The organism is Dysgonomonadaceae bacterium zrk40 (assembly GCA_016916535.1).
GTDB lineage: Bacteria > Bacteroidota > Bacteroidia > Bacteroidales > Dysgonomonadaceae > Proteiniphilum.
Map to the genome: position 1 here is coordinate 1379506 of CP070276.1, position 23336 is coordinate 1402841.

General features: G+C 52.9%; 29 protein-coding genes. 10 read left to right on the forward strand and 19 right to left on the reverse strand.

The features are described from left to right. Positions 1-9 precede the first annotated feature (9 nt). Both JS578_05795 and JS578_05800 read left to right on the forward strand, forming a co-directional pair. A complete protein-coding gene (locus JS578_05795) occupies positions 10-798 on the forward strand; it encodes an aminotransferase class I and II (protein QRX64741.1) in 789 nt (262 codons plus the stop codon). Further along, positions 785-1168 carry a DUF3037 domain-containing protein gene (locus JS578_05800; GenBank protein ID QRX64742.1) on the forward strand — a complete coding sequence of 128 codons (384 nt, stop codon included), beginning with the start codon at positions 785-787 and terminating at the stop codon, positions 1166-1168. The genes JS578_05795 and JS578_05800 overlap by 14 nt, the downstream gene beginning before the upstream one ends. A gap of 14 nt (positions 1169-1182) precedes the next feature. Here the strand turns inward: JS578_05800 and JS578_05805 are convergent, their stop codons facing one another. From JS578_05805 to JS578_05815, 3 genes are read right to left on the reverse strand one after another with little or no spacing between them, the layout of a single operon-like run. After that, complete coding sequence (locus JS578_05805) at positions 1183-2223, reverse strand: dipeptide epimerase (GenBank protein QRX64743.1); 1041 nt, start codon at positions 2221-2223, stop codon at positions 1183-1185. A 50-nt stretch (positions 2224-2273) separates the two neighbouring features. After that, complete coding sequence (locus JS578_05810) at positions 2274-3182, reverse strand: C40 family peptidase (protein QRX64744.1); 909 nt, start codon at positions 3180-3182, stop codon at positions 2274-2276. Further along, positions 3160-3306 (reverse strand): hypothetical protein, encoded by a 147-nt coding sequence (locus JS578_05815; protein QRX64745.1) that lies wholly within the window; start codon positions 3304-3306, stop codon positions 3160-3162. Before JS578_05815 ends, JS578_05810 begins: the two co-directional genes overlap by 23 nt. 330 nt (positions 3307-3636) lie before the next feature. On the opposite strand from JS578_05815, the gene JS578_05820 reads away from it, so the two are divergent. Then, the gene (locus JS578_05820) at positions 3637-4281 is read left to right on the forward strand and encodes a protein-L-isoaspartate(D-aspartate) O-methyltransferase (protein QRX64936.1); all 645 of its coding nucleotides are present in this window, start codon (positions 3637-3639) and stop codon (positions 4279-4281) included. A 47-nt stretch (positions 4282-4328) separates the two neighbouring features. Here JS578_05820 and guaB read toward each other — a convergent pair whose 3' ends face one another. Further along, a complete protein-coding gene (guaB, locus tag JS578_05825; protein ID QRX64746.1) occupies positions 4329-5807 on the reverse strand; it encodes an IMP dehydrogenase in 1479 nt (492 codons plus the stop codon). Between the two features lie 227 nt (positions 5808-6034). On the opposite strand from guaB, the gene JS578_05830 reads away from it, so the two are divergent. Then, on the forward strand, positions 6035-6667 hold the full coding sequence (locus JS578_05830; GenBank protein QRX64747.1) for a peroxiredoxin: 633 nt from the start codon (positions 6035-6037) through the stop codon (positions 6665-6667). A 73-nt stretch (positions 6668-6740) separates the two neighbouring features. Here the strand turns inward: JS578_05830 and JS578_05835 are convergent, their stop codons facing one another. Further along, positions 6741-7274 carry a cupin domain-containing protein gene (locus JS578_05835; GenBank protein QRX64748.1) on the reverse strand — a complete coding sequence of 178 codons (534 nt, stop codon included), beginning with the start codon at positions 7272-7274 and terminating at the stop codon, positions 6741-6743. 213 nt (positions 7275-7487) lie between these two features. On the opposite strand from JS578_05835, the gene JS578_05840 reads away from it, so the two are divergent. The 4 genes from JS578_05840 to JS578_05855 are packed head-to-tail and all read left to right on the forward strand — an operon-like array spanning position 7488 to position 11227. Further along, positions 7488-9647 (forward strand): TonB-dependent receptor, encoded by a 2160-nt coding sequence (locus JS578_05840; protein QRX64749.1) that lies wholly within the window; start codon positions 7488-7490, stop codon positions 9645-9647. A 42-nt stretch (positions 9648-9689) separates the two neighbouring features. Next, complete coding sequence (locus tag JS578_05845) at positions 9690-10337, forward strand: hypothetical protein (GenBank protein ID QRX64750.1); 648 nt, start codon at positions 9690-9692, stop codon at positions 10335-10337. A gap of 13 nt (positions 10338-10350) precedes the next feature. Further along, positions 10351-10947 (forward strand): hypothetical protein, encoded by a 597-nt coding sequence (locus tag JS578_05850; GenBank protein QRX64751.1) that lies wholly within the window; start codon positions 10351-10353, stop codon positions 10945-10947. Continuing rightward, positions 10940-11227: a transcriptional regulator gene (locus JS578_05855; GenBank protein ID QRX64752.1), complete on the forward strand. Its 288-nt coding sequence runs from the start codon at positions 10940-10942 to the stop codon at positions 11225-11227. Before JS578_05850 ends, JS578_05855 begins: the two co-directional genes overlap by 8 nt. A 37-nt stretch (positions 11228-11264) precedes the next feature. On the opposite strand, the gene JS578_05860 is transcribed toward JS578_05855, so the two are convergent. The 8 genes from JS578_05860 to JS578_05895 form a co-directional block, all read right to left on the reverse strand. After that, complete coding sequence (locus JS578_05860; GenBank protein QRX64753.1) at positions 11265-11447, reverse strand: hypothetical protein; 183 nt, start codon at positions 11445-11447, stop codon at positions 11265-11267. Positions 11448-11626: 179 nt separating this feature from the next. Beyond that, positions 11627-12724 (reverse strand): alanine racemase, encoded by a 1098-nt coding sequence (locus tag JS578_05865; protein QRX64754.1) that lies wholly within the window; start codon positions 12722-12724, stop codon positions 11627-11629. Further along, the gene (locus JS578_05870) at positions 12724-13170 is read right to left on the reverse strand and encodes a GNAT family N-acetyltransferase (GenBank protein QRX64755.1); all 447 of its coding nucleotides are present in this window, start codon (positions 13168-13170) and stop codon (positions 12724-12726) included. Before JS578_05870 ends, JS578_05865 begins: the two co-directional genes overlap by 1 nt. 136 nt (positions 13171-13306) lie before the next feature. Further along, positions 13307-13765 (reverse strand): MarR family transcriptional regulator, encoded by a 459-nt coding sequence (locus JS578_05875; GenBank protein QRX64756.1) that lies wholly within the window; start codon positions 13763-13765, stop codon positions 13307-13309. A gap of 40 nt (positions 13766-13805) precedes the next feature. Beyond that, positions 13806-14294, reverse strand: a complete 489-nt coding sequence (locus tag JS578_05880; GenBank protein ID QRX64757.1) for a glutathione peroxidase — start codon at positions 14292-14294, stop codon at positions 13806-13808. A 101-nt stretch (positions 14295-14395) separates the two neighbouring features. Continuing rightward, a complete protein-coding gene (locus tag JS578_05885) occupies positions 14396-14821 on the reverse strand; it encodes a VOC family protein (GenBank protein ID QRX64758.1) in 426 nt (141 codons plus the stop codon). Positions 14822-14990: 169 nt separating this feature from the next. After that, positions 14991-15419: a DUF1801 domain-containing protein gene (locus JS578_05890; protein QRX64759.1), complete on the reverse strand. Its 429-nt coding sequence runs from the start codon at positions 15417-15419 to the stop codon at positions 14991-14993. Between the two features lie 13 nt (positions 15420-15432). Further along, positions 15433-15945, reverse strand: coding sequence for a hypothetical protein (locus tag JS578_05895; protein QRX64760.1), 513 nt, complete (start codon positions 15943-15945; stop codon positions 15433-15435). 154 nt (positions 15946-16099) lie between these two features. On the opposite strand from JS578_05895, the gene JS578_05900 reads away from it, so the two are divergent. Both JS578_05900 and JS578_05905 read left to right on the forward strand, forming a co-directional pair. Next, positions 16100-16402 carry a hypothetical protein gene (locus tag JS578_05900; GenBank protein ID QRX64761.1) on the forward strand — a complete coding sequence of 101 codons (303 nt, stop codon included), beginning with the start codon at positions 16100-16102 and terminating at the stop codon, positions 16400-16402. Next, complete coding sequence (locus JS578_05905) at positions 16402-17532, forward strand: NAD(P)/FAD-dependent oxidoreductase (protein QRX64762.1); 1131 nt, start codon at positions 16402-16404, stop codon at positions 17530-17532. The genes JS578_05900 and JS578_05905 overlap by 1 nt, the downstream gene beginning before the upstream one ends. Positions 17533-17569: 37 nt before the next feature. Here JS578_05905 and JS578_05910 read toward each other — a convergent pair whose 3' ends face one another. Genes JS578_05910 through JS578_05935 form a run of 6 tightly spaced genes read right to left on the reverse strand, consistent with a single transcriptional unit; the run spans position 17570 to position 23270 of the window. After that, positions 17570-18334, reverse strand: a complete 765-nt coding sequence (locus JS578_05910) for an outer membrane lipoprotein-sorting protein (protein ID QRX64763.1) — start codon at positions 18332-18334, stop codon at positions 17570-17572. 26 nt (positions 18335-18360) lie between these two features. Next, entirely contained in the window at positions 18361-19623 is a 1263-nt protein-coding gene (locus JS578_05915; protein ID QRX64937.1) for an FtsX-like permease family protein, read from the reverse strand. A gap of 8 nt (positions 19624-19631) precedes the next feature. Further along, positions 19632-20807: an ABC transporter permease gene (locus tag JS578_05920; protein ID QRX64764.1), complete on the reverse strand. Its 1176-nt coding sequence runs from the start codon at positions 20805-20807 to the stop codon at positions 19632-19634. A gap of 7 nt (positions 20808-20814) precedes the next feature. Further along, the gene (locus JS578_05925) at positions 20815-21528 is read right to left on the reverse strand and encodes an ABC transporter ATP-binding protein (GenBank protein ID QRX64765.1); all 714 of its coding nucleotides are present in this window, start codon (positions 21526-21528) and stop codon (positions 20815-20817) included. Between the two features lie 25 nt (positions 21529-21553). Next, on the reverse strand, positions 21554-22696 hold the full coding sequence (locus tag JS578_05930) for a hypothetical protein (GenBank protein ID QRX64766.1): 1143 nt from the start codon (positions 22694-22696) through the stop codon (positions 21554-21556). 4 nt (positions 22697-22700) lie between these two features. After that, positions 22701-23270 carry a TetR/AcrR family transcriptional regulator gene (locus JS578_05935; protein QRX64767.1) on the reverse strand — a complete coding sequence of 190 codons (570 nt, stop codon included), beginning with the start codon at positions 23268-23270 and terminating at the stop codon, positions 22701-22703. Positions 23271-23336: the final 66 nt, after the last annotated feature.

Consider the following 23336-nt stretch of genomic DNA (forward strand, 5'->3'; position numbering starts at 1 on the left):
GTATCTTTGATGCCGATGAAACAAGATCTCTCACTGCGCACCGTCGAGGTGACGCGCTACATTGTCCCCCTGCGGGAAGGTGGCTCACTCCCGGCACTGGCAGATGCTGACGACGGCTTCAGCTATGTGCTGAAGTTCCGCGGTGCAGGCCACGGCACCAAGATGCTGGTCTCCGAGCTGCTGGGGGGAGCCATCGCCAAACTGCTGGGACTGCAGATCCCCGAGCTGGTGTTTGCCCGCCTGGGTGAAGAGTTCGGTCGCACCGAAGGAGATGAGGAAATACAGGACCTGCTCAAGGCGAGCGAGGGTCTCAACCTGGGAATGCACTTCCTTTCGGGAGCCCTCGCCTACGACCCCACCATGCAGGTGGACCCGCTTCTGGCATCAAAGATTGTATGGCTCGACGCCTTCACCACCAATATCGACCGCACCGCCAATAACACCAACCTGTTGTGGTGGCACCGCGAGCTCTGGGTGATCGACAACGGTGCATCCTTTTACTTCCACCACAGCTGGAGCGACTTTGAGCGACATGCCCTGAACCCATTCCCGCATATCAAGGATCACGTGTTGCTCTCACAGGCGACCATGCTGGAGGAGGCCAACCGCCTTGCCCGGGAGATCCTCACGGAAGAACGGTTGAGGGAAGTGACCGACCTGATCCCTGATGAGTGGCTGAAATGGCGTCACACCGAGGAAACACCGGCAGAGATCCGGGAGGTCTACTTCCGTTTCCTGCTGTCCCGTTTGCACAACAGTGAGCAATTTCTAAATAGTGCCCGCGATGCAAGAGGATAAGCTATACCACTACGCCGCTATCCGGCTGGTGCCGAAGGTGGAACGGGAGGAGTTCTTCAACGTGGGATTGGTCCTCTTCTCGAAGGAGGAGAAGTATATCCGGCTGGCTTTCCATCTCTGTCCCGAGAAGTTTCGTCTGATGCAGCCGGAGGCATCCTATGAGGAGGTGATCGAAAACCTGGAGACACTGCGCTGCATTGCTGATGGTGAGGCGCGGTGCGGACCCATAGCCGCACTCCCCATACCGGAGCGGTTTCGCTGGCTCACCGCCACACGCAGCAGCATCATCCAGACCTCTCCCACCCATCCGGGCAAATGCAGTGATCTTGAAAAGACGTTTCAACGGTTGTTCGAAGGGCTGGTGCTGTGACAGACACTAACCTCTCATTCTCTGCCAAAGGGCAACGCACCGAGCGGCATCACGCCGATCCCCGGGAGATCTGAAGCAATAATTTTCCCGTTTTCAAGTTTTGCACCGTCGAAGCAATCGTTGCCGATCAGCAGCGCCCCGTCGAGATCGGCAAAATCCATGCCCGCGTAAAGCTGTGCCGCAGCAGAGATGGCGCAGGAGGTCTCGGTCATGCAGCCCATCATCACCTTCATCCCCAGCTCCTCTGCCCGTATGCGCATCTTTCGGGCTTCGTGCATGCCGGTGCACTTCATCAGCTTGATGTTGATCCCTGAGAAGACTCCCTTCAACCGCTCCACATCGGTGAGCCGCTGCACTGACTCATCGGCAAAGATGGGGAGGGGACTCGCTTCCGTCAGCCGGGCAATCGTCTCTAAATCGGACTTGGGCATGGGCTGCTCCACCATCACCACCCCCTGTTCTCTCATCCAGTAGATCATATCCAGCGCCTCATTGCGCTCTTTCCAACCCTGATTGGCGTCTACCGCCAGGGGTAGATCGGTCACGGAACGAATCGCGGCAATCATCCGCTTATCATCCGCTCCTCCCACCTTCACCTTCAGGATATTGAAACGGTCCAGAGCTTCACGGCTCTTTTCCCGCACCACCTCATCGCTGTCGATGCCGATGGTGAAGGTGGTGTCGGGCACCCCATGCCTGTCCAACCCAAGCATCCTGTGCCAGGGCTTGCCAGCCATCTTGCCTGCCAGGTCGTGCAGTGCGATATCGACCGCCGCCTTGGCCGCTGTATTCCCTGGTGCAATCGCATCAAGGGAAGCCATAATCTCTTCTATCTGCTGCGGATCACGAAACAATGAGAGATCAACCCGCTTTAAAAACGCGATCACCGATGCCTGCGTCTCCCCCAGGTAGGGGGGCAGCGATGCCTCGCCATAACCGGTGAGCCCCTCATATTCGATGCGGGTGAGCACCACGGGAGTGCTCTTGCGGGAGAAGCCTGAGATGGTGAATGTGTGGTTCAGCATCAGGTCATAGGGTGTCCAGGTAAGTTTCATCTTTATTGATCGTTCTTTTTCTGTCCGGGTGACCGGCGGAAGTTTGCAAGTCAGCGGTAGAAAGCGTTACTGAACATCTCCTCAATCCCTTCGCCCATAACCTCCCCGATGATCCGCTTCGTGCGGAGATAACGGTTGGCATTGAAAGCGTCGTACAACGGGTCGGAAGGGTCGAAGCTGTTGATGCGGACATAGTCGGAAGCATGGATAAATCTTCTTTTGCCAAGATAGATACCCACGTGCACCACCTTCTCACCCCTCTCTTCACTTGTTTTGGCACCAAAGAAAAGCAGATCGCCCGGAAAGGCATCGGCGAAATTGCCTGTGTCGTCAACCAACCTGCCGTAACGCACCTGCTGTGAGGCGTCCCTGGCCAGGATGATGCCGTGCATGAAGAAGACCTGCTTGATGAAACCGCTGCAGTCGAGACCTTTCACCGAGGTGCCACCCCAGAGATAGGGTATACCGAGCAGTTTCTTGGCACTCTCTACGATGCTTTCACCGGTGGGCCTGATCTCTCTCAGCCAGTCGGGTAGCTCCTTCGCATCCGATTTCATCACGTAAGCCCTACGGCCGTCGGGATAGCGCACCCTATAATATGCTCCGTCATCCGTGATAAGCTCCAGCATGTTGCCGGCTACCAGGTCGGTAACGGGCTGGGATATCTGATACGGCAGCGAATAGGAACGCGCGCACAACGTTGTGATGATCACCTTCGGCTGTTGCAGGTAATTCCTTCTCTGCCTGTCGGTCATCAGCTGCACTGATCCGCTGATCCAGCCCACATACCCATCAGGTGTCTCAATCATGCACCACTCCCCTTTCTGCTCGTAAATCTTCACCGGCATGCCGAGCAGTACCTGGGTGACCATCTCGGCAGCGTGCGTCGGTTCCGCGCGGAGCGACCCCACCGAATTGTAGACCACGCCCCATGTTTCATGTTCTGTTAATTGACTCATCAGCTCTGTCGTTTATATGAACCATAAATAAAAGATAAAAGTAGCTTTTCTCTCCCTTTCTACCGAATTTTTTCGCATGTTTCATCCCAGTTGCGCCAATCGCATCCGAAGAGATTGCTGCCATCTCTTTCGGTACTGGTTCTAATCTCGTTCTAATATCGTTCTAATCTCGCTCTAATCTCGCTCTAATAGATTCGAATGAGATTAGAGTCAGTAACGTCTGAAATAGGATGAAAATCAGAATCATCACAAGCGATGGATAAGGAAATTGATATTTAACTATATATCTGGATAATATTTCTCTTTTTGTGTTATGTTTGTGACTACAAACCAATGAATCTGAACAATGAGAAGTAGAAGAGCGATGCTGTGGATGCTGGCTCTCATCTGCAGCCTTCCCGTTACCAGCAGAGCACAAGCGGAGAGGACAGAACCCGAAAACAGTAAGTTCCCTATGACCCAATCACCCATATACAACCTGGAAAAAGCAGAGAAGCTGGCCCGCGAGCTGCGGGGCAAGGGTATACGGGACAATGCGGTGCTCGCCGCCATTGCCCGCATACCCCGTGAGGCTTTTGTGGATGAGGCATTGGCAGAGATGGCCTATCTCGACCGGCCGCTGCCCATAGAAGCTGGACAGACCATCTCACAGCCCTACACCGTGGCCAGGCAGACGGAGTTGCTGCAACTGGAGCCTGGCGACAGGGTACTGGAGATCGGCACCGGGAGCGGTTACCAGGCAGCGGTGCTTTGCGAGATGGGGGTGGAGCTCTACAGCATTGAAAGGGTTGAGGACCTCTATCAGACAGCCAGGGAGACGCTCAATTGTCTGGGCTACTTCCCGAAATTGTACCACGGCGATGGCTATGAAGGTCTGCCCCGGGAGGCTCCCTTCGACAAGATCCTGATCACCGCGGCACCTGAGACGATTCCGCCAAAACTGAAGGAGCAGCTTCGCGTGGGGGGGCTGATGGTGCTCCCCCTGGGGGGACGGGAGCGGCAGCAGATGACAGTGGTGAAACGGCTGAGCGAGAATCGCTTCAGCACCACCACCCACGGCGATTACATCTTTGTCCCCATGAAAAAAGGGACTGAATAACAGTCCCCTTCCTTATCAAATTGAGTAGCTAAACAGCTGTTTTCCAATTATTCGGTACCCTTGCTGTAGTTGGGTGCCTCCCGGGTGATCATGACACCGTGGGGATGACTCTCCGTGTATCCGGCAGAGGTGATGCGGGTGAACTTGGCCTGGTGCAGCTGCTCGATGCTCTCCGCACCACAGTAACCCATCCCTGCACGCAGTCCGCCCACCATCTGGTAGACCACCTCCTGCAGGGTACCCTTGAACGGCACGCGCGCCTCAATTCCTTCCGGCACCAGTTTCTTGATGTCATCCTCCACATCCTGGAAGTAACGGTCTTTCGATCCTTGTTGCATGGCCGAGAGGGAGCCCATGCCACGGTAGGACTTGAACTTGCGGCCGTTGAAGATGATGGTCTCACCCGGCGACTCCTCGGTGCCGGCCAGCAGTGACCCCATCATCACCGAAGTACCTCCGGCGGCCAGTGCCTTGACGATGTCGCCCGAGTAGCGAAGGCCTCCGTCGGCGATAAGCGGTACACCGGTCCCCTCGAGCGCCTTTGCCACCTCGTAGATGGCAGTGATCTGGGGAACTCCCACACCTGCGATGACGCGGGTGGTACAGATCGATCCCGGTCCAATGCCCACCTTCACTGCATCGGCACCTGCATCTGCCAGGAAGCGGGCCGCCTCTGCCGTGGCGATATTGCCCACCACCACATCGATCTGCGGGAATGTCTGCTTGATCAGCTTCAGCATCTCAGCCACCCCTTTCGAATGGCCATGGGCAGTATCAATCACGATGGCATCCACACCGGCTTCCACCAGGGCTGTTGCTCTCTCGAGTGAGTCGGCGGTGACACCAATGCCGGCAGCCACACGCAGGCGACCCTGCTCATCCTTGCATGCAAAGGGTTTGTCCTTCGCCTTGGTGATATCCTTGTATGTGATCAATCCTACCAAGCGGTTCTCACCATCCACCACCGGCAGCTTCTCGATCTTGTACTGCTGAAGGATCTCAGCGGCATCCTCCAGGTTGGCCGACTGGCGTGTGGTGATGAGGTTCTCACTGGTCATCACCTCTTCAATCCGCTTGTTCATCGACTTCTCGAAGCGCAGATCGCGGTTGGTGACGATGCCGACCAGCCTGTTTCCGTCGGTCACCACCGGGATGCCGCCAATCTTGTATTCCGCCATCATGGCGAGCGCTTCCGACACCGATTTGTCGGGGGTGATGCTGATGGGATTGAGGATCATGCCGTTCTCGGCACGTTTCACGGCACGCACCTGACGTGCCTGTTCCTCAATGGGCATGTTCTTGTGGATCACGCCGATTCCGCCCTCGCGTGCGATGGCGATGGCCATCGTGATCTCGGTGACGGTATCCATGGCCGCAGAGACCATGGGGATGTTGAGCGTGATGTTGCGTGAGAAACGGGTGGTGAGATCCACGTTGCGGGGCAATACCTGAGAGAAGGCGGGAACCAGGAGAAGATCGTCAAATGTGAGACCTTCGAAGGCGATTCTATCTGCAATAAATGACATAAGTGTAACCCTTTAGTTTTTTATTGCATGCAAAAGTACTCATTATTTTGCGAACATAGCGTGAAGAGTCTGTTAATTTTCCACTATTTGTCTCCTTGCACCGATTCAAGGTGTGGTCACAACACTTATAAAAACTTTCAATCATTCATACAACCCGCCATTGCTTCGTCGTGACCGTCAAAAGCCGTACCTTTGCACCGGTTACAAACGTTTAACAGAGTAAGAATATGTCAGTATTAGTAGGAAAAAAAGCCCCGGCATTCCGGGCTCAGGCCGTGATCAACGGTTCTGAAATCGTAGAAAACTTCTCCCTGGAGGATTATATCAATAACAAGTATGTGGTCTTCTTCTTTTACCCGGCCGACTTCACATTCGTCTGCCCCACAGAGTTGATTGCCTTCCAACAGAAAATGAAAGCGTTCGAAGAGCGTAACACTGTGGTGGTAGCTGCCTCCACCGACTCAGCCGTCTCCCACTGGAAGTGGCTCAACACACCGAAGAACGATGGCGGCATCCAGGGTGTCACCTACCCCATCGTGGCCGACCCCTCACTTACCATCTCGATGGCCTATGATGTGCTTGCCGGCAAGTTCGTCACTGACGAGAACGGCAATCCTGAATTCAAGGGATCAGCTGAGGCCTACCGCGGTCTCTTCCTGATTGACAAGGGAGGCATCGTTCGCCATCAGGTAATAAACGACATGCCGCTGGGCAGAAGCGTGGACGAAGTGCTTCGTGTGATCGACGCGCTGCAGTTCACCGAAGAGTATGGCGAGGTATGCCCGGCCGACTGGCACAAGGGCGACAAGGCGCTCTCAGCCACCCAGGAGGGGATTGCCGAGTACCTGTCGGAGAAGTAAACAGTAAACCCAAACCGGCAACACCGGTTCTGATTGAGAAGGGCTGAAGCGAATGCTTCAGCCCTTTATTTTATCAATGGTCGTGGTCATGTTCGATTCCCTCTTCACGGGTCTCATGCACAGTGCCATGCGGATGCTCCACCGGCGTGTAGATGGAATAAAGTTTCAGCGGCTCGTCAGAATCGTTGAGCAGGTTGTGCCACTTGCCGGCCGGGATGAAGATGGCAAAATCATCCTCCACCCGCTCCTGGAAATCGAGGTTCTCCTCACTGTCACCCATCATCACGATGCCGCTCCCCTGCTCCACGCGGAGGAACTGATCGGTTTTCGTGTGGAGTTCCAGGCCAATATCCTCTCCCGGCTGTAGGGTCATTACAGTCATCTGCATCAGGCTGCCGGTCCACACGGCGGTACGGAAGTTCTCGTTCTGCAGTGTGTACTGCTCAATGTCAATCACCAACGGATCGGGGCCGAAATCTTTGAACTCGACCGTCTCCACGCTCTCAACTGGCTCCTCTGCCGGCTGACGCTCCTCACTTTGGGGCTGTACACACGATACCGACATCAGCATCGCCGCCAAACCCAAAAATATCAATTTTCTTTTCATGACTTTTTAATTGAAGGTTGAAAAACTATTTTGTTGATAAACAAAGATATAAAACTTCTTCACAACCCACAAACAGATCAACAGAAAAAAAATCAACAATAATCTATAAAACAATTTGGTTTATTTTTTAAACTGGTTTATATTTGCAGAGTCAATCTTTAGATATGACGATCAATGCGTGAATTTTGGAATCATGAACGATGTAATAAATGAATGATGAAGACAAAACAGATACTATTTATCGGGTTAATCTTCTGGCAGTTGCAGTCATTCGCACAGACTCGAGAGGTATCAGGCAGAGTGATCGACGAACAGGGCAGTCCGGTAGCCTATGCCAATATCTGGTTGGAAAACAGTGTCGAGGGCACGAGCAGCGACAACGAAGGGTTCTTTCGCTTCAACAGCCATGCGACCGGTGAGGTCTGCCTGATTGTTTCGATGATCGGCTATCATGAGGTTCGTCTACAAGCTCCAATTAAAGAGATGCACGATCTGCAGATCCTCATCAGGGAGATTCCGTTGAATCTTGACGAGGTAGTGGTGCAAGCCGGCAGTTTTATCCTCAAGGGCACCAGCACTGTCGACCGGAAGAGCACGGTCGATGTGGCCACCACCGCCGGCTCGGAGGGAGACCTGTTCAAAGCAATCACCTTGCTTCCTGGGGCACAGGCAACCGGCACCGACGGGCGGCTGCTGATAAGGGGTGGCGACAGCTCCGAGTCGCAGACCTACATCGACGACATGCATGTGCTCTCGCCATACGGTGCCACCTTCCCCTACCAGCAGGCGCGCTCCCGCTACTCACCATTCTTCTTCTCGGGAGTGAACTTTTCCATGGGTGGCTTCTCGTCTGAGTATTCCCAGAGTCTCTCCAGTGTCCTGCCTCTATATACCCGTGATGAGGCGAAGGATTCGAAAACAGGAGTGAGCTTGAAGAATGTCTCCCTGGGCGGTGGAGGCACAAAGGCATGGGAGAAGGCATCACTTTCTTTCAACGGCGATTATACCAATATGGATAGCTATACTCGCCTCTTCTACCCGGAGCAGGCAAAGCAGTGGAACAGACCCTTCCACTCACTGGCCCTTCAGAAACAGTTTCGCTATAGTCCGAAAGAGCAAACCCATTTCAAAACCTTCTTCACCTTCAACCGCAGCGCGTTCAACCGTTTGGAGCGGCCCGCATTTGGTGAAAGCCGGGAGATGGATTTCAATGAGGACAACCTCTACCTCAACAGCACCTACCGCACCCGTAGCAAATCGGGAATGAACTGGTTCGTCGGGGCGGCCTTCGGCTGGAACAGGAGGCGAATCGCCGGGGCAGAGATCGCCGGAGACAAGCTGAGCGAAAGTGAATCGGAGCTGCACCTGAAGGTGAAAACGGGCAAAAGGATCTCACGACTATTCAAGATGGATGCGGGCGCGGAGAGCTTCCTGAAACAATATGAGATGGACTATACCATCTTCGCACCTCCCCTTTCACCACGTCTGAACCACCATATCTCCGGCATTTATTTCTCCGGTGATTTCAACCTTCTGGACAACTTGTTGCTAAACACATCTGTGAGAGAGGAGTACACATCTCTCAACGATGATATCGCACTGCTGCCCCGCCTGGCATTGAGTTACAAGCTGAACGAATTCATCTTTTCAGGAGTGGCCGGCCGCTATCAGCAGATGACCGGTAAAGAGTATCTGATCCGTAACGGTGCGCTCTCCAACGAACGCAACCTGCAATACTTGTTGGGTATCTATTATCAGAAGGATGAGAAGATCTTCAGGGCTGAAGCTTACCACAAGGATTATGAGCGACTGCCCCTCCAGCAACAGCAGCTGGGATACACCTCCGAAGGGGAGGGCTACAGCCGCGGTGTCGACCTCTTTTACAACGACCGGATGTTCCTGAAACATTGGGACTATATGGTCGCATACACCTTCAACGACAGCCGGCGCAGATACCTGCACTACCCTGTTCCGGTGCAGCCGCATTATGTCACCCGACACAACGCCTCCGTCAGCGTCCGCTACACCAATTTCGACCGACTGCGGAGCATGATCAGCATCACCCAGCGCTATGCCAGCGGGCGTCCGTACGACGACCCCAACGATATGGATTTCATGAGCGCCCGCACCCCACAGCTCCACACCACCGATGTGAGCTGGACCATCCTGGCACACAAGAAGCTGATCATCTACCTCTCAGCTTCCAACATCTTCGGCAGGAAGAACATCTACGGCTATCACTACAACAGTAAGCCCAACAACGCCGGGATCTATGAAAGAAAGCCCATCTTGCTGGAACAACCACAAAACTTCTATGTCGGTTTCTTCCTCACGCTGGGGAAGAACGTCGCCTACGAAGCCACCCATTTTTAATGTGAGATTCCAACATATTATTCATTTAAAAAATTAATTCCTATGAAAACATTATCTTTACTGGTTGTATCGCTGATCCTCATGCTGGGGATGGAGCTCAACGCACAAAATGAAGAAGCCTGTCAGAAGGCGATGGAAACAGCGATCGATCAGTTCGATCAGGTGAAGGATGCAGCTGACCTGCAGGTATGCAAGAACAGTTTTGAACGGATTGCCGCGAGCTACCCCGAGCGGTGGTTACCGGTATATTATGCAGCATACCTCAACACTGAGCTGGTATACTGGGAGATGAAGTCGGAGCAGAACACCCAACGCCTGGAAGCGGCAGAAAAATATCTGAAGCAGCTGGAGGGACTGGAGGAGGCGGACCAATCGGAGGTTGCAACCCTATGGGGTTACTTCACCATGTGTCGCATCAGTCAAAACCCTCAAACCCTGGGACAGGAGCTCTACCAGCCCACCGTCAGCAAATTTGAGGAGGCAATGCGGCTCAATCCCGCCAATCCACGCCCGGTGATCCTGCTGGCTTTCTTCGAACAAAACCTGCCCCCGTTCCTGCAGTCGTCACGCAACAGGGAAGAGGAGATGAAAAAAGCGGAAGAGCTGTTTAACCGGGAGCAGAAGAGTTACAGTGCTCCCTACTGGGGGAAATATTTCCTGCAGATGATTACAGTTTCAGAAAATCACTAAAATCACCAACCATATGGAAAAAGAATTTAACGAGAAAGAGAGCCTGCAGTTGATCACCGGAATGATCGCCGCGGCAAAGGGAAACATCAAAAAAGGGGCCGGAAAGCATTTCCTGCTTTGGGGCTATCTGATCTTTGCTGCCTCGATCGCACATTTCATCATGATCAATTTCATCCCATCGACAGAAAAACAGAATGGGATCCTCTGGATGAGCGTCACCATCACCGGCTTTCTCATCAGCATGATCATGGGATTCAGGGACAATGGCAGGCGGGAGGTGACCACCTATGTAGGCTCCATCTCACTCCATATATGGTCCGGCTTCATGGTTTGCCTGCTCACCATCATCATCCTGATTCCCGGGGAAACAGGGTGGTATTCCTACCCGTTGATCACATTATTGTATACCTTTGCACTCTATATCTCCACAGCTGTACTAAGGTTGCGATGGATCTATCTGTCAGTAGCGGTCTGCGTGATCTGCCTGCTGCTCTACCGGGTGTTGTCCTTCAACTATTACCCCCTGTTAATGGCCGTAGTAATGCTGGCTGGGAACATTGTGCCCGGTCATTATCTGAATCACAAAGCGAATAGAGAGAACAATGTTTAAAGAACTGGATCCGCTGCTTCACTCACAACTGCGACTGGCGGTGATGTCCCTGCTCCTGTCGGTGGAGGAGGCCGACTTCGTCTTCCTCCGCGAGAAGACAGGCGCCACCGCCGGCAACCTGAGCGTACAGCTCGAGAAGCTGCAGGAAGCCGGATATATCCATGTGAGGAAATATATCCACGCCAAACGCTCCCGCACGGTTTGCAAGATTACCAAAAAAGGGATTGAGGCCTTTGAGAGCTATGTCAAGGCCCTCCAGAGCTATATCAAAAAGGAGTGAATCCTGCTATCGAAAAACAGCAATAAAAGAATCACCCTCAGTTGCATTGCACTGAGCGAAACCAGCCGGCGATTGTCTTCATCTCCTCCTCCGGCAGATCTTTCAGGAAGGCAAGCTTCTCTATCATTATCCTGAAGGAATGCATGTTGATCTCCGGCGTGAGCGGCAGGAATCCCTCTACTCCCGAAGCAAGGAGCAGAAGAAAAAGTTTTGTTTTCATTGTATATCGATTTATTGATAAGAAACTCTTTTGTAGACACATTGAATCGATTGCACCCTGTAAATATAGTTTGATTACAATAAAAAAAACAGGGTCTCCCCTGTTTTTTAATATATGCTAAACAAATTATGTGACATTGAACCCGCGTTCTCTGCCTCGAGGCAAATGCAAGCAGCAGATCAGATAAATCGTTTGTCGATGAATTTTGAGTTGAGCAGTCGCGCCACTGCCATGTAGTTGGTTTTAAAACGGATGCGATCACCCACACGGTAACGCTTTCCACCTTCAGCATTGCGGTTCTTACCGATATCGACCACCATCATGTCGGAGGTGATGCCTACAAAACGGACCTCCTTGTCGAGTGCTTCAATGTCATCCTTGTCCACATCGAGGATCCCCACGTCGAGGATCGCCTTCACGGTGGTCTCGCTGGTGTCGTGATCATTGAAATCGGCGGTATGGCCGATGTTGGCATCGCTCAGCACCCCCTCCGGCACAATCTTCTTCTCCTCCAGCTCGATGATGTTGGCCTCAAAGGCGAAGGTGTCGGTGTGCAGATTCAGGAACTGCTCGTTGTAGAGGGGACTCACCCCGAAGAAAGCAGCTTCCCCCACCCTGAAGTGATTGATATCCTTCGGTATGGCACCCTTTTCGATCAGCGGCAGCGTAATAGAGGAACCACCGGAGATATACTTTAACTTCTTGTTGAATTTCACCGAGATCAACTCCTTGTAGATGGAGAGCTGCAGCAGCTTGTCGTAGGTTGGTTCGATGCCGTACATGCAGCCCAGGTTGGAACCCAGGCCGATTACTTCAATGTGGGGCAGGTTGAATACCTTCTCATAGAACGACATCACATCGTCGCGGTTCACCCCCTCGCGCATCTCTCCCAACTCCACCATGATGATAATCTGGTGAATCTTACCTGCTTTGCCCGCTGCCTCGTTCAGCGCCTTGATGGTGCTGAACGAGCTGTTGAGCGAGATGTCTGCAAACTGCACCACATCATCGGCATAGATGGCAGCCGGTGGTTTGATGTAGATGGTACGCATGGCAGGGTTCACCGCCCGCAAGTTCTTGAGGCTGGTAAGCCTCGAGTCGCCCACCGAGTTGATCTTGTCAATTACCTCCAAAGTGAGGATGTTCTCCAGAAAATCCTGGTCACCCGAAAAGACCTTGGTAATCAGGCTCCAGTCGATCCCCTGTTTTTCAAAATAGTCGCTCAGGGTCCGGATGTTCTCCCTGATCTTCTCTGCTTCAATGATCAGCTCAGCCATCAATTCGCTTTTTTCAGTCTCATTTCCAGATAAGGATTGGTGAATCCCAGCTTCTCATACAGCCGCTTGGCCGGATTGTTCGCCTCCACGTGGAGGGCAATATCCCCCTCAGCATGAGCGATGGCTTGCGTCATCAGCTTCCTGCCCAGTCCTTCACCACGGCTGTTACGATCCACCGCAATGTACACCAATATGTTCTCGGGGATGTATCCATCCATGCCGGTACGGTTGATCACCACCGCAGCCCGGATCTGTTCATGCTGCTTCAGCAACATCACGAAACCACCAAAGGAGTCGAACTCTTTCAGGGAGTAGTCGATGGCTCTCTCAATTTGGTTTTTTGGGTCTCCGTACTGTTCCAGCTGGTCATACAGAAAGTCGACCAGCTCCTGTTTTTCCTGTTTGTCAGGTTTGTTCTGTTCATCAAAGATGATTGTGTGCACCATTATATATTAATTTATCAGCAAACACCCATGATGGCATCTGCAATTTCAGTTTGCTTCTATTAAAAAGACAACTCAACACCCATTTTGTTCAAATTATTTTTTTAACGATGCCACAACACCCCCTGTTTCAGTCCGTTCAAACAGTGAAATCACCACTCCCTTTCAGGTGCTCCACCAATCGGTCAAGGCTTTGTTTCAACCCCACCAGTTCATCCGCCGTGATGCCAACTTGCTGCAGTTCCTCCACAAGTCGCTCAGGGATGGATGCAGCTTCCTCCCGCATCTTTCGCCCTTGCGGAGTGAGGGTGATCAGCACCTTGCGCTCATCCAGGGTTGAGCGCTTGCGGCTGACGAATCCCATCACCTCCATCCGCTTAAGCAGGGGTGTCACCGTGTTGGTATTGAGGATCAACTTCTCGGCGATGTCGTTCACCGTGATGCCATCCTGCTCCCAGAGCACCATCATCACCAGGTACTGGGGATAGGTGATTCCCAACTTCTCAAGGTGCGGCTGATACCCGCGGGTGATAAGCCTCGATGCCGCGTATATCGGGAAACATATCTGGTTCTTCAGTTTCAGCTGTTCATATTCCATATTGATATCGTTTGGATCCTGTCTACTTAGGGCAGGAAGATCAATTATTCATCTTTTTCGCGAGGTATTTGTCAATCTCCTCCGGTTTGGTGAAAGGAGAAAAACGCTTCACAGGCTTACCGTTGCTGTCGACCAGGAACTTGGTGAAGTTCCACTTGATCTTGCCTCCGAAGAAACCGCCCAGCTCCTTTTTCAGGTATTTGAAAATAGGGTGTGCATTTTCTCCGTTCACATCCACCTTGGCAAACATGGGGAAGGTGACACCGTAATTGATGAGGCATCCCTCAGAAATCGACTGCTCATCTCCCGGTTCCTGGTTGCCAAACTGGTTGCAGGGGAAGCCAAGTATTACCAGACCTTTGTCCTTGTACTTCTTGTAGAGTGCCTCCAACCCTTCGTACTGGGGTGTCAGCCCACACTTGCTGGCGGTGTTTACCACCAGTACCGTTTTCCCCTTGTAGGCATCCATTTTGAGTTCCTCCCCTTTCAGGCTCTTAGCACTGAATCCGTAAAATTTTGCTTCTTTCATCGTTTTTCTTTATTTCGCTTGTGATTATATCGTTTACGATACAAATATAGGGAGAATATTTATATCGCGCACGACACAAGAAGTATTTAACAACAATTTAACTACTTGGTGGTTTTGAGTCCCATCTCGGTAAAGGCAGAGTCGATCGGTTCCCAAAGCTCGATCTTGTTTCCTTCCGCATCCATGATGTGGACGAACTTTCCATACTCGTATTTCTCCACCTCATCGAGGATAGTGACGCCGTTCTGCCTCAGCTTCACCAGCAACTCCTCCAAGTGTTCCACCCGGTAGTTGATCATGAACTCCTTGCGCGATGGAGCGAAATAGTCACTCCCTTTCTCAAAGGGGCTCCACTGCAGGTAATTGATCTCCTCCGGCTGGCGTGCATTGCGGAATTCAATGCTGGAACCCCACTCGTTCACCTCCATTCCGAGGTTGTCGCGATACCACTCCTTGATCTTTTCAGGGTCTTCGCTAAAGAAGAAAATACCGCCGATACCGGTCACCCTCGGTTTGTTGTCATCCATACTGTTTTTTATTTATATTTATCATACAATCCTTTGCCTTTCAGAATCTGAGGAATTGCTTTCTGCAGGCGTGTGAGCGCGGTTGCCTCCCGCTTTGCGGAGCCGATATGCTCTGCATACTCCTACCACTGAAGCGTGTAGTCCCATCCCTTTTCCATGTTGTCAGATCTTATTCTTTGCCGTATGTTTCCTCCAGCCAAGTAAGGGTAGAAAGGATGATTTTCTTTAGGACTTCCCTGTCAATATCAGCAAGACGCTTCACGTAGATGCAGCCCTTCCCCATTTTATACTTCCCAAGGATGGGAAGCAGCTGTTCCTGTTCCGGGGTAGCGGAATAGACATAGAGCGAGAGGGCCGCCTTGCGGGGTGAGAAGCCCACCCTCATCCAGTCCCCCTCCTGACGGCTGCGTGCCGACTTGTAGTGGTACTGCCCGAAGCCGATCATCGTGTCGCCCCACATCTTTGGTTCCTGACCGGTGGTCTCCCGCATCAGCTCCAGCAGTGCGAAGCTGTCGGCCTGTTTTTGTTCGCTGTCGGCATAGCTGCGGATGAACTCCTCCACGTTGCCGTCATGCTGTTTTGTTTTCAGTTCTCCCATTGCAATATAGTATTCAGGGTTGTTCCTTCCATATCCTGTTTGCCTCCTCCAGATAGAGCGGCAGAGCGGCGGAGCCGTACCAGCTGTAAAGGTCCGCCGCCAGCAACCCCTCCCGTACTGCGGGATCTGTCTCCAGCAATGCGGCGGCCTCCTCAGTTGTGGCCACATCGAGGATAAAAATGCCGCGATACTGTTGATCGTTCTTCGCCAGCGGTCCCGCCACCACCAGCCTCCCCTCCTTCTCGAGGCGGTTGATGTTGTCGAGGTGGCCGCGGAAGCAGCGTGCGACGAAAGCATCGTCATTTGAAACGACAGGCCCTGTCTTCAGCATCACCAGCACATAACTCTTCATCCCGTAGGCATCGGCACCCAGCTTCTCCGCCAGGGCAGCATCGTAAGCGGGATTCGCGAGCGTTGAATCTGTCTTTGCAGCAATTTCTCCGTCACGCACGGTTTGACCGTATGAGGAATATGCTGGAATGACAAACAGGAAAACAAAAAGGGAAAAGGACAAAAAAATCTTCATTTGGGTTGATTATTGAGTAAAAAAAGACACTTCACCTGTGCAGCATTTTAACAAGCAAAAAGATAATTTGTTGATAAAGATATTAATCTTTATTTTTGACATGTTCTTTGAATCACCCGGATTTACATTTCACCTTCATACAAAAAAGTCGACTATGAAAACCTGTCCTCATTGCAATGCTGAAGTAGAAGATAACTTTGAGTTGTGCTGGAACTGCAATTACAGCTTCGCCGATAAGCAGGTTGTTGAGATCAACGATTTGCCGCACGAATACAAAGAGATTAACTGCTTACGATGTGGTGTAAAAATGCGCTATTCCGGAGAACACAAGTTCCATGAAGGAACAAGAACCGGTGTGTTCGGCAATCTGTTTGAGCTCTTTATAAACAGGGAGAAGTTCGAGTTGTATATTTGTCCCAAATGCGGCAAGGTGGAATTTTTCACAACGGGTAACTGATGAAACATTACGACGTCATCATCATCGGCGGCGGTCCTGCGGGATCCATGGCCGGTATCGCCCTGCAAAAGAAAGGTTACAAGACCTGCATCATCGATAAGTCCGCCTTTCCGCGCAACAAGTTGTGCGGGGGACTACTCACTGTAAAGACCTTGCAACTTTTGCGGAAAGAGTGTCCCGAAATTAATTCCGATCGCTTCATCGTAAAACAAACAAACCGGGTTCACTTTTACCTTGAAGGCGAGAAGGTAACCACATTCCAGATGAAAGAGCCCTGCTACCTTACTGAACGAACGCTGTTCGATTACGCTCTTATCGGTGAATATCTGCACTATGGTGGAGAGGTGCTCGAGAACAGAAGAGTGAAGCCGGCAGATATCCATTTCACATCGCAGACCCTTCAGGCAGGGCAGGAGAGACTCGGGTACAGCTATCTGGTGGGTGCGGATGGCTGCAGCAGCGTGCTGTTGAAGAAGAGTGGCAGGAAGAACTACAATTACTTCTGCATTGAAGGAGCAATCCCATCCGATCCCGGGATTCAGGATGAGATGAAGATCTTCTTCGGCGTTTCAGGTCATGGTTACGGATGGCAGTTCCCAAAAGAGGGATATGACTGTTTGGGGGTTGGAGGAGCACACAAAGAGGGCAACATCCTGCAACAAGCAGATAATTTCTTCGGACAGCTGGGTATAAAGCCGGTAAACCGGAAAGGGGCCCCTATCCCATCGGGCAAACTTCCCAATCTTAGGGGATTGCCAAACAACGTGCTGCTGGTAGGCGACGCAGCCGGTTTCGCCGACCCCGTCACCGGCGAGGGGATCTATCTCGCCTTGTTGAGCGGGTTGCGTGCAGGTAAGGCAATCGATGCTGCGGACAACGACGGCCGTAAGAGTGCGACCGGCCATTATGGAGCACTAGTGAAGCCGTTGCGGAAAAACATCGCCGCTGCCTTTCGGTTACAGAAAATCCTCTATCGACCTTTTATCCTGAAGCGGTTCATGCATCACCTCACGAAACGTCCAGCTTTCGGCCTGTTCTATCTGGAAAAGGTGATCGCCACGAATGAGTATGACTACCGCAGTTTTATCCCTCACTATTTCCTGAAACACAGGAAAATGAACGTTGGATAATGGGTGTTGTTTCCTGTTACCCCTACAGGAAATTGTTCTACTGTTTCAGTGCAGCCTTGGAGAAAATGTAATCCGGTATCTCCTGGTTAAACCGGATATCGGTAATCCGGAACTCGGTACCCTCACTCCCCTGCTTCAGCATATCGCGGTAGAAAACGGTGCGGGGGAACCAGCGCCCCTCGATCTGCTCCACGTCGCTCATCTCAGAGCGTTTCAGCAGCTTACCGCTCTTGGCGAAGAGCTCCTCCTTCAGGGGGACATAGCGCTCCCTGTCCACCCAGAGGCGGCGTGAGGCGTAGGCCAGGTCATCCACCTTGCCGGAGAGCTGCAGTATCCAGCAGTCGCGCCCCCCGATCTCTTCGGTCCCCACCACCTCAGCGTTATAGGTCTCCGTCAGCTTACGGTCGTCCATCATATCCTCGTAGGAGAGATCCGATCCCATCACCGACTGGCGCAGCATGTGCCCCGATATCTGTATGGTACGGTCGGTAGAGGGAGAGTAAATCCAGAGCTGCTCCTCCAGCTTCAGCATCTTGGTCCCCTCCTCGCGGGGAGGTGAGAGGTATTCGGTGAAGGAGCGCTTGTCGCCCACCGCATAGGTCTTAGAGGTGATGGTGCGACTGCTCCGCCGTCCATGGATGGTCATAGACGACTCAAAAACCCGGTTCTCTGACGACAGATTCCGGTCGATCCGCTCCAGGATCTGGTCCGCCGTCGGCTGCGCCTGCAGAGGGAGTGCCGCAACTGCAAACAACAATGTGATGGCACGTTTGATTTTTATTTCTAAACCTTTATTTTTCATATCATTGTTTTTTAGCGATAAGCCCCCTATGCTTCCAGCTCCTTGAACAGTTGTGATGTCTTCCTTTTGTAGATCCCTATGCCGGCGAGCATCGCCCCCACCACGGTAGATAAGAGACCCGGGATAAAACCAATGTAGTAGTCCACCGGCGTGATGCGTGTCCTTATTGCCGAGGGATACATCATGGCAGAGCCCTCCATCATTCCCGAGATGTTGATGCCATATTTCTGTATCAGCGCGGCGAAAAAGAGCCCTATCGCCGTACCGATGATGGCTCCCGCGATCCCGATAAAAACAGACTCATAGATCAGGGTACGATAGAGATGGCTTTTCTCTTCACCCATGGCGAGGCGCACACCAAACTCACCATAGCGCCGCAGTCCTCCCAGCAGGCCGGCGTTCCAGAGCACCAGAGCCATCGCAATGATAAACACGGCAATGATATAGAAGCTCCAGACATCCAGCATCTTTATCAGCTGACCCATGCTCCTTTGCTGTGCCAGGGTTTTCATCACGGGTGCGTAGTCATCGTCATCCCCCTCATAAGCGCTTTTGAACGCCTGTGCGACCTCCAGTGCACGTTCATCATCGTAGTATCCTGTGTCAAACAGGCCCACCAGCTCACCCGCAGCATCCTTCATGTCGAGTGCATGACGTGCATCCTCAATGTCCACGATGATGCTGCCACGGTCCAGCGCCTCTGCACCGAAGGAGACCGTTCCGGCCACGATGAAGTTGTATATAGACATGCTTCCGTACATTGTGGACCCTATCAGGGTCACCTCATCGCCGGGGTCCACCCCCAGCTTCTGTGAGAACTGCTCGGCCAGCAGGGCCTCCCCCGGGTTCTGCACCATCCTTCCCCGCACAATCGATCCGGTGATATTGAGTCTTTCCGCCTCCCTGCTCTCCGGCGATAGGAGGTCGACACCCATGCCGGCAGCAGGACCCTGCGACCGTGTCTCACCCTTCTCATCCGGCACATCCACCAGCCCCCCGAACTGTATAGGTGCGGCCCAGTCCAGCTCCGGGAAGCGGCCGGCAAGCTCCTCCTTCAGTGCAGTCACCTCCGTCATCGCCAGATCATTCGGCACCTGCCTCTCGTTCTCCGCGTAAGCCCTTGTCATCACCTTCAGGTGGCCGTGCGTAAAGCGAGCGTTCATCTCGATGGTATCACCCATAAAGCCGGTGATGTAGGCATTCATGAAGACGGTGAGCATCACCCCTATAGCCACCACGATGATGGGCAGCCGGCTGCGGCTCTTGTCGCGGAACAGTCCGTTGATCAGGAATCGTATCATTGTATTCTCCCTCTTAATGCTTCTGTTGGGTTCATTTTTGCTATTTTTCTCGATGGCCAGTAGCTCACGATCGTGGTGATCAGCACCACGATCAGCACCGTGGTGATCACCAGACCGGCGCTGTAGATGGGGTAGAGTGTCTGTGCCATGGCCATGCCGAAATCACCGGCATCCATGGGGATGGTCCATCCCACCCTGGCCTGCCACGCCAGGAAGGGGATGCCGTAGAGCGCCCCCACCAGTGCCGCGAGGATGGAGTGCATGGCGCCCTCCACGGTGAAGAGACCCACCACCTCCCGCCGTGTATACCCCAGCGCGATATAGGTCCCTATCTCTTTTTGTCTCCTGAAGATGGAGAGCACCTGTGTGTCGAAGATAGCCAGCATGGCCAGCAGCAGCAGGATGGTATAGAACACCGATTGTCCCACTGTCTTGGTCTTGATGATCCTGTCCACCGGGGCGGTCAGCACCTCTTTCGGCTTGTGCACCCACCCCTGCACTGCAGCTCTCTCCGCTTCGGCATCACGGAAGGTGAGGAGGGTCGCCTGTCCCTCCATCATGGTCATCTCACGGAGGGTCTCCAGCGGGATATAGAGCTGTGCAGCCTCTATCGACGGCACATTGCTGGAGAAGATGGCGGTGATCACAACATCAGTAGCGTCGAAAGTGCCTCCGGCATCGCGCCAGCGCATGGTGAGGTAATCACCCTCCGCCAACTGCAGGCTCCGGGCCATGGCTGCACCGATGATCGCGGGGACAGCATCGGTCACCGTATCCAGTCGCTGTGTCGGCAGCAGAAGGAGATCCTGGTCAGGGTCAATCCCCTTAATCACTACCGACTGCATCCGTCCCTGCGGGTAGAGAGTACCCTGCACCATCAGCAGCGGCACCATATCACCCCGTGCTATCTCATCGCTGAACTGCTGCGGGATGGGGGCATGGCTCTCTGCCAGCGTGAAGGGATCGTAGGGATCATACTGCTCATGCCAGTACTGTCCGCCCCCTATCTCCCAGTTGGTCATGTCGCTCTTCGCCTGGTAGTCCCACCCCACCATTATCCCTTTCAGCCATATGATCACGACAAAGGAGAATGACAAGACGATCACGTTGAGCCATGTGCGCAGCCCGGCACCCACGAGGTTGCGGTATGCAAGTTTAAGTGCTGTTTTCATCAGATGCTCATTTTGCTGTTTGGTCTGCCATCACCCATTCATCCTTTGCTACCTTCCCGTCGAGGAGAAATATTTTTCTCCTGAGATAGCCTATCATCTTCTCGTCGTGGGTGGCGAAGAGAAAGGTCGTCTTCAGCTCTTCATTCAGCTTCACCATGGTCTTCAGTATGTGGTGCGAGTTGGCTGCATCAAGGTTGGCGGTAGGCTCATCGGCCAGCACCAGTGAGGGTCGCTTCACCATGGCCCGTGCTATGGCCACGCGCTGGCACTCTCCTCCCGACAGCTGGGGTGGCTTCGACCGCACCTTGTCGGTCAGTCCCACCCACTCCAGGGCATCCATCACCATCTTTTTTCGCTCTGCCGCGCCAATCTTCAACAGCAGCAGCGGGAACTCCACATTCTCAAAGACGGTGTGCACCGCCAGCAGGTTATAGCTCTGAAAGATAAAGCCCAGGCTCTCCTTGCGTAGCTGTGCCGCCTCCCGGGCTGTCAGCCTTCCCACCGATTGGTTCAGCACCCATGCCTCTCCCGATGTGGGGGTATCAAGTGAGCCGACGATATTGAGCAGTGTTGTCTTTCCTGAGCCGCTGGGACCTATCAGGCCGGTGAACTCACCCTTGCCCAGCGACAGGTTGATATCGCGCAGGGCGGTGAACGCGCTCTTGCCCATGGGGAAACTCTTTGTCAGCTCACTGATCTGAATGATTGCATTGTTATCCATTGTCATCTGTTCTAGCGTCTCTTTTTTAGTGATTGTATATCAGCATCAGTTGCAGGCCTGTGCCGGCGAACATATTACCGCCACCCTGCTGCGTGGGTATATTGTAATTCTTCGGGTTGATGTACCCCATCAGGTGGAGTGTCAGCCTGTTGAACTGTCGCTGCCAGTTGATGAAGTTATAGGACGACCTGTTGCGCCAGTCGAAATAGGAGATCAGGCTCACCTCGTCGAACAGCCCCACCGGGTAGCGGGCGCTGAGCAGTGAGAAGGTGAACGGCTCCTGAAAGCGGAACGGCTGTTCATCATAGGCTGCCAGCAGCTGCTCCCAGGTCAGTGTCAGCCCGTTGCCCCACCCGAAGGTGTAGTCCACACCGAGGTTCAGAATCTGCTGGTTGGTCATGATTCCCACATTCCTCTTCATATGTGTCCAGGAAGCCTCCACCCAGTAGCCCACCACCAGGTCGAATTTGGCATCGAACCCCAGGCGGTGCTCCGGGATGCGTTCAGCCGGGAGAAGCTCCTCCGCAAGCGCACTGCCATCCGCAACACGGTAGTGGTAAGTGAGGGCTGCCTCGCCGCTACCGGCAGGGTATTGCAGTCGTCCCCCCACCTCGGGCAGTGAGCGGTGGGTGCCGAGTTGTTCCCATCCTTTCGGATCATGGTTGCCATGCAGCATCCAGAGCCATAGGTTGGCATTGTTCAGGAAGTAGTAACGTCCAAGGAGTCCCCATACCCCGTCGGTCAGCTGCAGCGGGTCTCGCGGGTCCATCTGGTCGAACCACATCAGCGGACGCAGAATGGAGGCCGACCCGAAGTTGATCTTCTGCAGTCCCGCGCGCAGTTCAAACTGACTGCCGGAGTAACGCGCCCAGAGGCGGTAGGGCTTGATCCTCCCATTCCAGTTATAATTGGTGAGATCGCTCATCCCGATGTTCCCATAGAGGTTTGCCGACGCTTCAAAGTCGATCAGCCTGTTGTTTACGGTGGGGATATTCACATTCAGCTGTGGGATGTAACGCACGCCGTTCCACCAGGGGTATTCATTGTCCAGGTTGAGATGGGTGTATGCCGAGAGCTGGCCCTTAAAGCACAGCAGCTCCTGTGCTCCGGCAAAGGTAGAGGCGATAAGCAACAGCCATGACAGCAGGATATACCGTAAAAGCTTCACATTGTTATCTTTTAGATATTCCGTAAGCGATGAAACGGGTAAACTCAAAGATGAACTCCTGGGTGGAGTCATACATCGCAGCCAGCTCCTCATCCTTGAGCAGCTCCTGTATTTTCATCGCCACGCTGAAGAGGAACTCAGGCTTGAAGTCTTTTCTGAAGACGCCTTTCTCCTGTGCCTTCCTCCATCCGTTTATCAGCCTGGTCCAGGCCTCCTTCGATTTCTCCTCCACGAAGATCTTCAGCTCCGGCTCGTTGTCCAGGTAGAAGTCCTCCATAAACTCGTGACTGATATCATTCGTACCCTCCGCCTTGAGCCGGATCATCTCTTTCAGCATCTCCTCGCCGCTGATATTCTCCTCCAACAGCTGAGAGAATCTTTTCATACCCTTCTCCACCTCATAGGCAAAGACGGTCTTCGCAAGTTCTATCTTGTTAGGGAAATATTTGTAGAAGGTCATCTTGCTCACTCCTGCCTTCTCACATATCTCCTGTATGGTGACCCTTCTGAAGCCATGTTTCCAGAACAATTCACGGGCGGCGGTGAGGGTGTCCCGATACTTTTTGCTTTTCATAGTTGCGCTCATAACGTACTTATACCAATTAATTGTACAAATAAAGTCATTTATTACGTTTTGCGC

Excerpts from the sequence above, each read along its gene's own strand:
- JS578_05855 (QRX64752.1), top strand. The coding sequence starts at position 10,940 with ATGTTTAAAGAACTGGATCCGCTGCTTCACTCACAACTGCGACTGGCG.
- JS578_05815 (QRX64745.1), bottom strand. The coding sequence starts at position 3,306 with ATGGCAGCAATCTCTTCGGATGCGATTGGCGCAACTGGGATGAAACAT.
- JS578_05880 (QRX64757.1), bottom strand. The coding sequence starts at position 14,294 with ATGAAAGAAGCAAAATTTTACGGATTCAGTGCTAAGAGCCTGAAAGGG.
- JS578_05905 (QRX64762.1), top strand. The coding sequence starts at position 16,402 with ATGAAACATTACGACGTCATCATCATCGGCGGCGGTCCTGCGGGATCC.
- JS578_05890 (QRX64759.1), bottom strand. The coding sequence starts at position 15,419 with ATGGGAGAACTGAAAACAAAACAGCATGACGGCAACGTGGAGGAGTTC.
- JS578_05910 (QRX64763.1), bottom strand. The coding sequence starts at position 18,334 with ATGAAAAATAAAGGTTTAGAAATAAAAATCAAACGTGCCATCACATTG.
- guaB (QRX64746.1), bottom strand. The coding sequence starts at position 5,807 with ATGTCATTTATTGCAGATAGAATCGCCTTCGAAGGTCTCACATTTGAC.
- JS578_05840 (QRX64749.1), top strand. The coding sequence starts at position 7,488 with ATGATGAAGACAAAACAGATACTATTTATCGGGTTAATCTTCTGGCAG.
- JS578_05850 (QRX64751.1), top strand. The coding sequence starts at position 10,351 with ATGGAAAAAGAATTTAACGAGAAAGAGAGCCTGCAGTTGATCACCGGA.
- JS578_05810 (QRX64744.1), bottom strand. The coding sequence starts at position 3,182 with ATGAGTCAATTAACAGAACATGAAACATGGGGCGTGGTCTACAATTCG.
- JS578_05805 (QRX64743.1), bottom strand. The coding sequence starts at position 2,223 with ATGAAACTTACCTGGACACCCTATGACCTGATGCTGAACCACACATTC.
- JS578_05885 (QRX64758.1), bottom strand. The coding sequence starts at position 14,821 with ATGGATGACAACAAACCGAGGGTGACCGGTATCGGCGGTATTTTCTTC.
- JS578_05800 (QRX64742.1), top strand. The coding sequence starts at position 785 with ATGCAAGAGGATAAGCTATACCACTACGCCGCTATCCGGCTGGTGCCG.
- JS578_05860 (QRX64753.1), bottom strand. The coding sequence starts at position 11,447 with ATGAAAACAAAACTTTTTCTTCTGCTCCTTGCTTCGGGAGTAGAGGGA.
- JS578_05925 (QRX64765.1), bottom strand. The coding sequence starts at position 21,528 with ATGGATAACAATGCAATCATTCAGATCAGTGAGCTGACAAAGAGTTTC.
- JS578_05870 (QRX64755.1), bottom strand. The coding sequence starts at position 13,170 with ATGGTGCACACAATCATCTTTGATGAACAGAACAAACCTGACAAACAG.
- JS578_05865 (QRX64754.1), bottom strand. The coding sequence starts at position 12,724 with ATGGCTGAGCTGATCATTGAAGCAGAGAAGATCAGGGAGAACATCCGG.
- JS578_05900 (QRX64761.1), top strand. The coding sequence starts at position 16,100 with ATGAAAACCTGTCCTCATTGCAATGCTGAAGTAGAAGATAACTTTGAG.
- JS578_05935 (QRX64767.1), bottom strand. The coding sequence starts at position 23,270 with ATGAAAAGCAAAAAGTATCGGGACACCCTCACCGCCGCCCGTGAATTG.
- JS578_05830 (QRX64747.1), top strand. The coding sequence starts at position 6,035 with ATGTCAGTATTAGTAGGAAAAAAAGCCCCGGCATTCCGGGCTCAGGCC.
- JS578_05835 (QRX64748.1), bottom strand. The coding sequence starts at position 7,274 with ATGAAAAGAAAATTGATATTTTTGGGTTTGGCGGCGATGCTGATGTCG.
- JS578_05920 (QRX64764.1), bottom strand. The coding sequence starts at position 20,807 with ATGAAAACAGCACTTAAACTTGCATACCGCAACCTCGTGGGTGCCGGG.
- JS578_05875 (QRX64756.1), bottom strand. The coding sequence starts at position 13,765 with ATGGAATATGAACAGCTGAAACTGAAGAACCAGATATGTTTCCCGATA.
- JS578_05820 (QRX64936.1), top strand. The coding sequence starts at position 3,637 with ATGACCCAATCACCCATATACAACCTGGAAAAAGCAGAGAAGCTGGCC.
- JS578_05845 (QRX64750.1), top strand. The coding sequence starts at position 9,690 with ATGAAAACATTATCTTTACTGGTTGTATCGCTGATCCTCATGCTGGGG.
- JS578_05895 (QRX64760.1), bottom strand. The coding sequence starts at position 15,945 with ATGAAGATTTTTTTGTCCTTTTCCCTTTTTGTTTTCCTGTTTGTCATT.
- JS578_05795 (QRX64741.1), top strand. The coding sequence starts at position 10 with ATGCCGATGAAACAAGATCTCTCACTGCGCACCGTCGAGGTGACGCGC.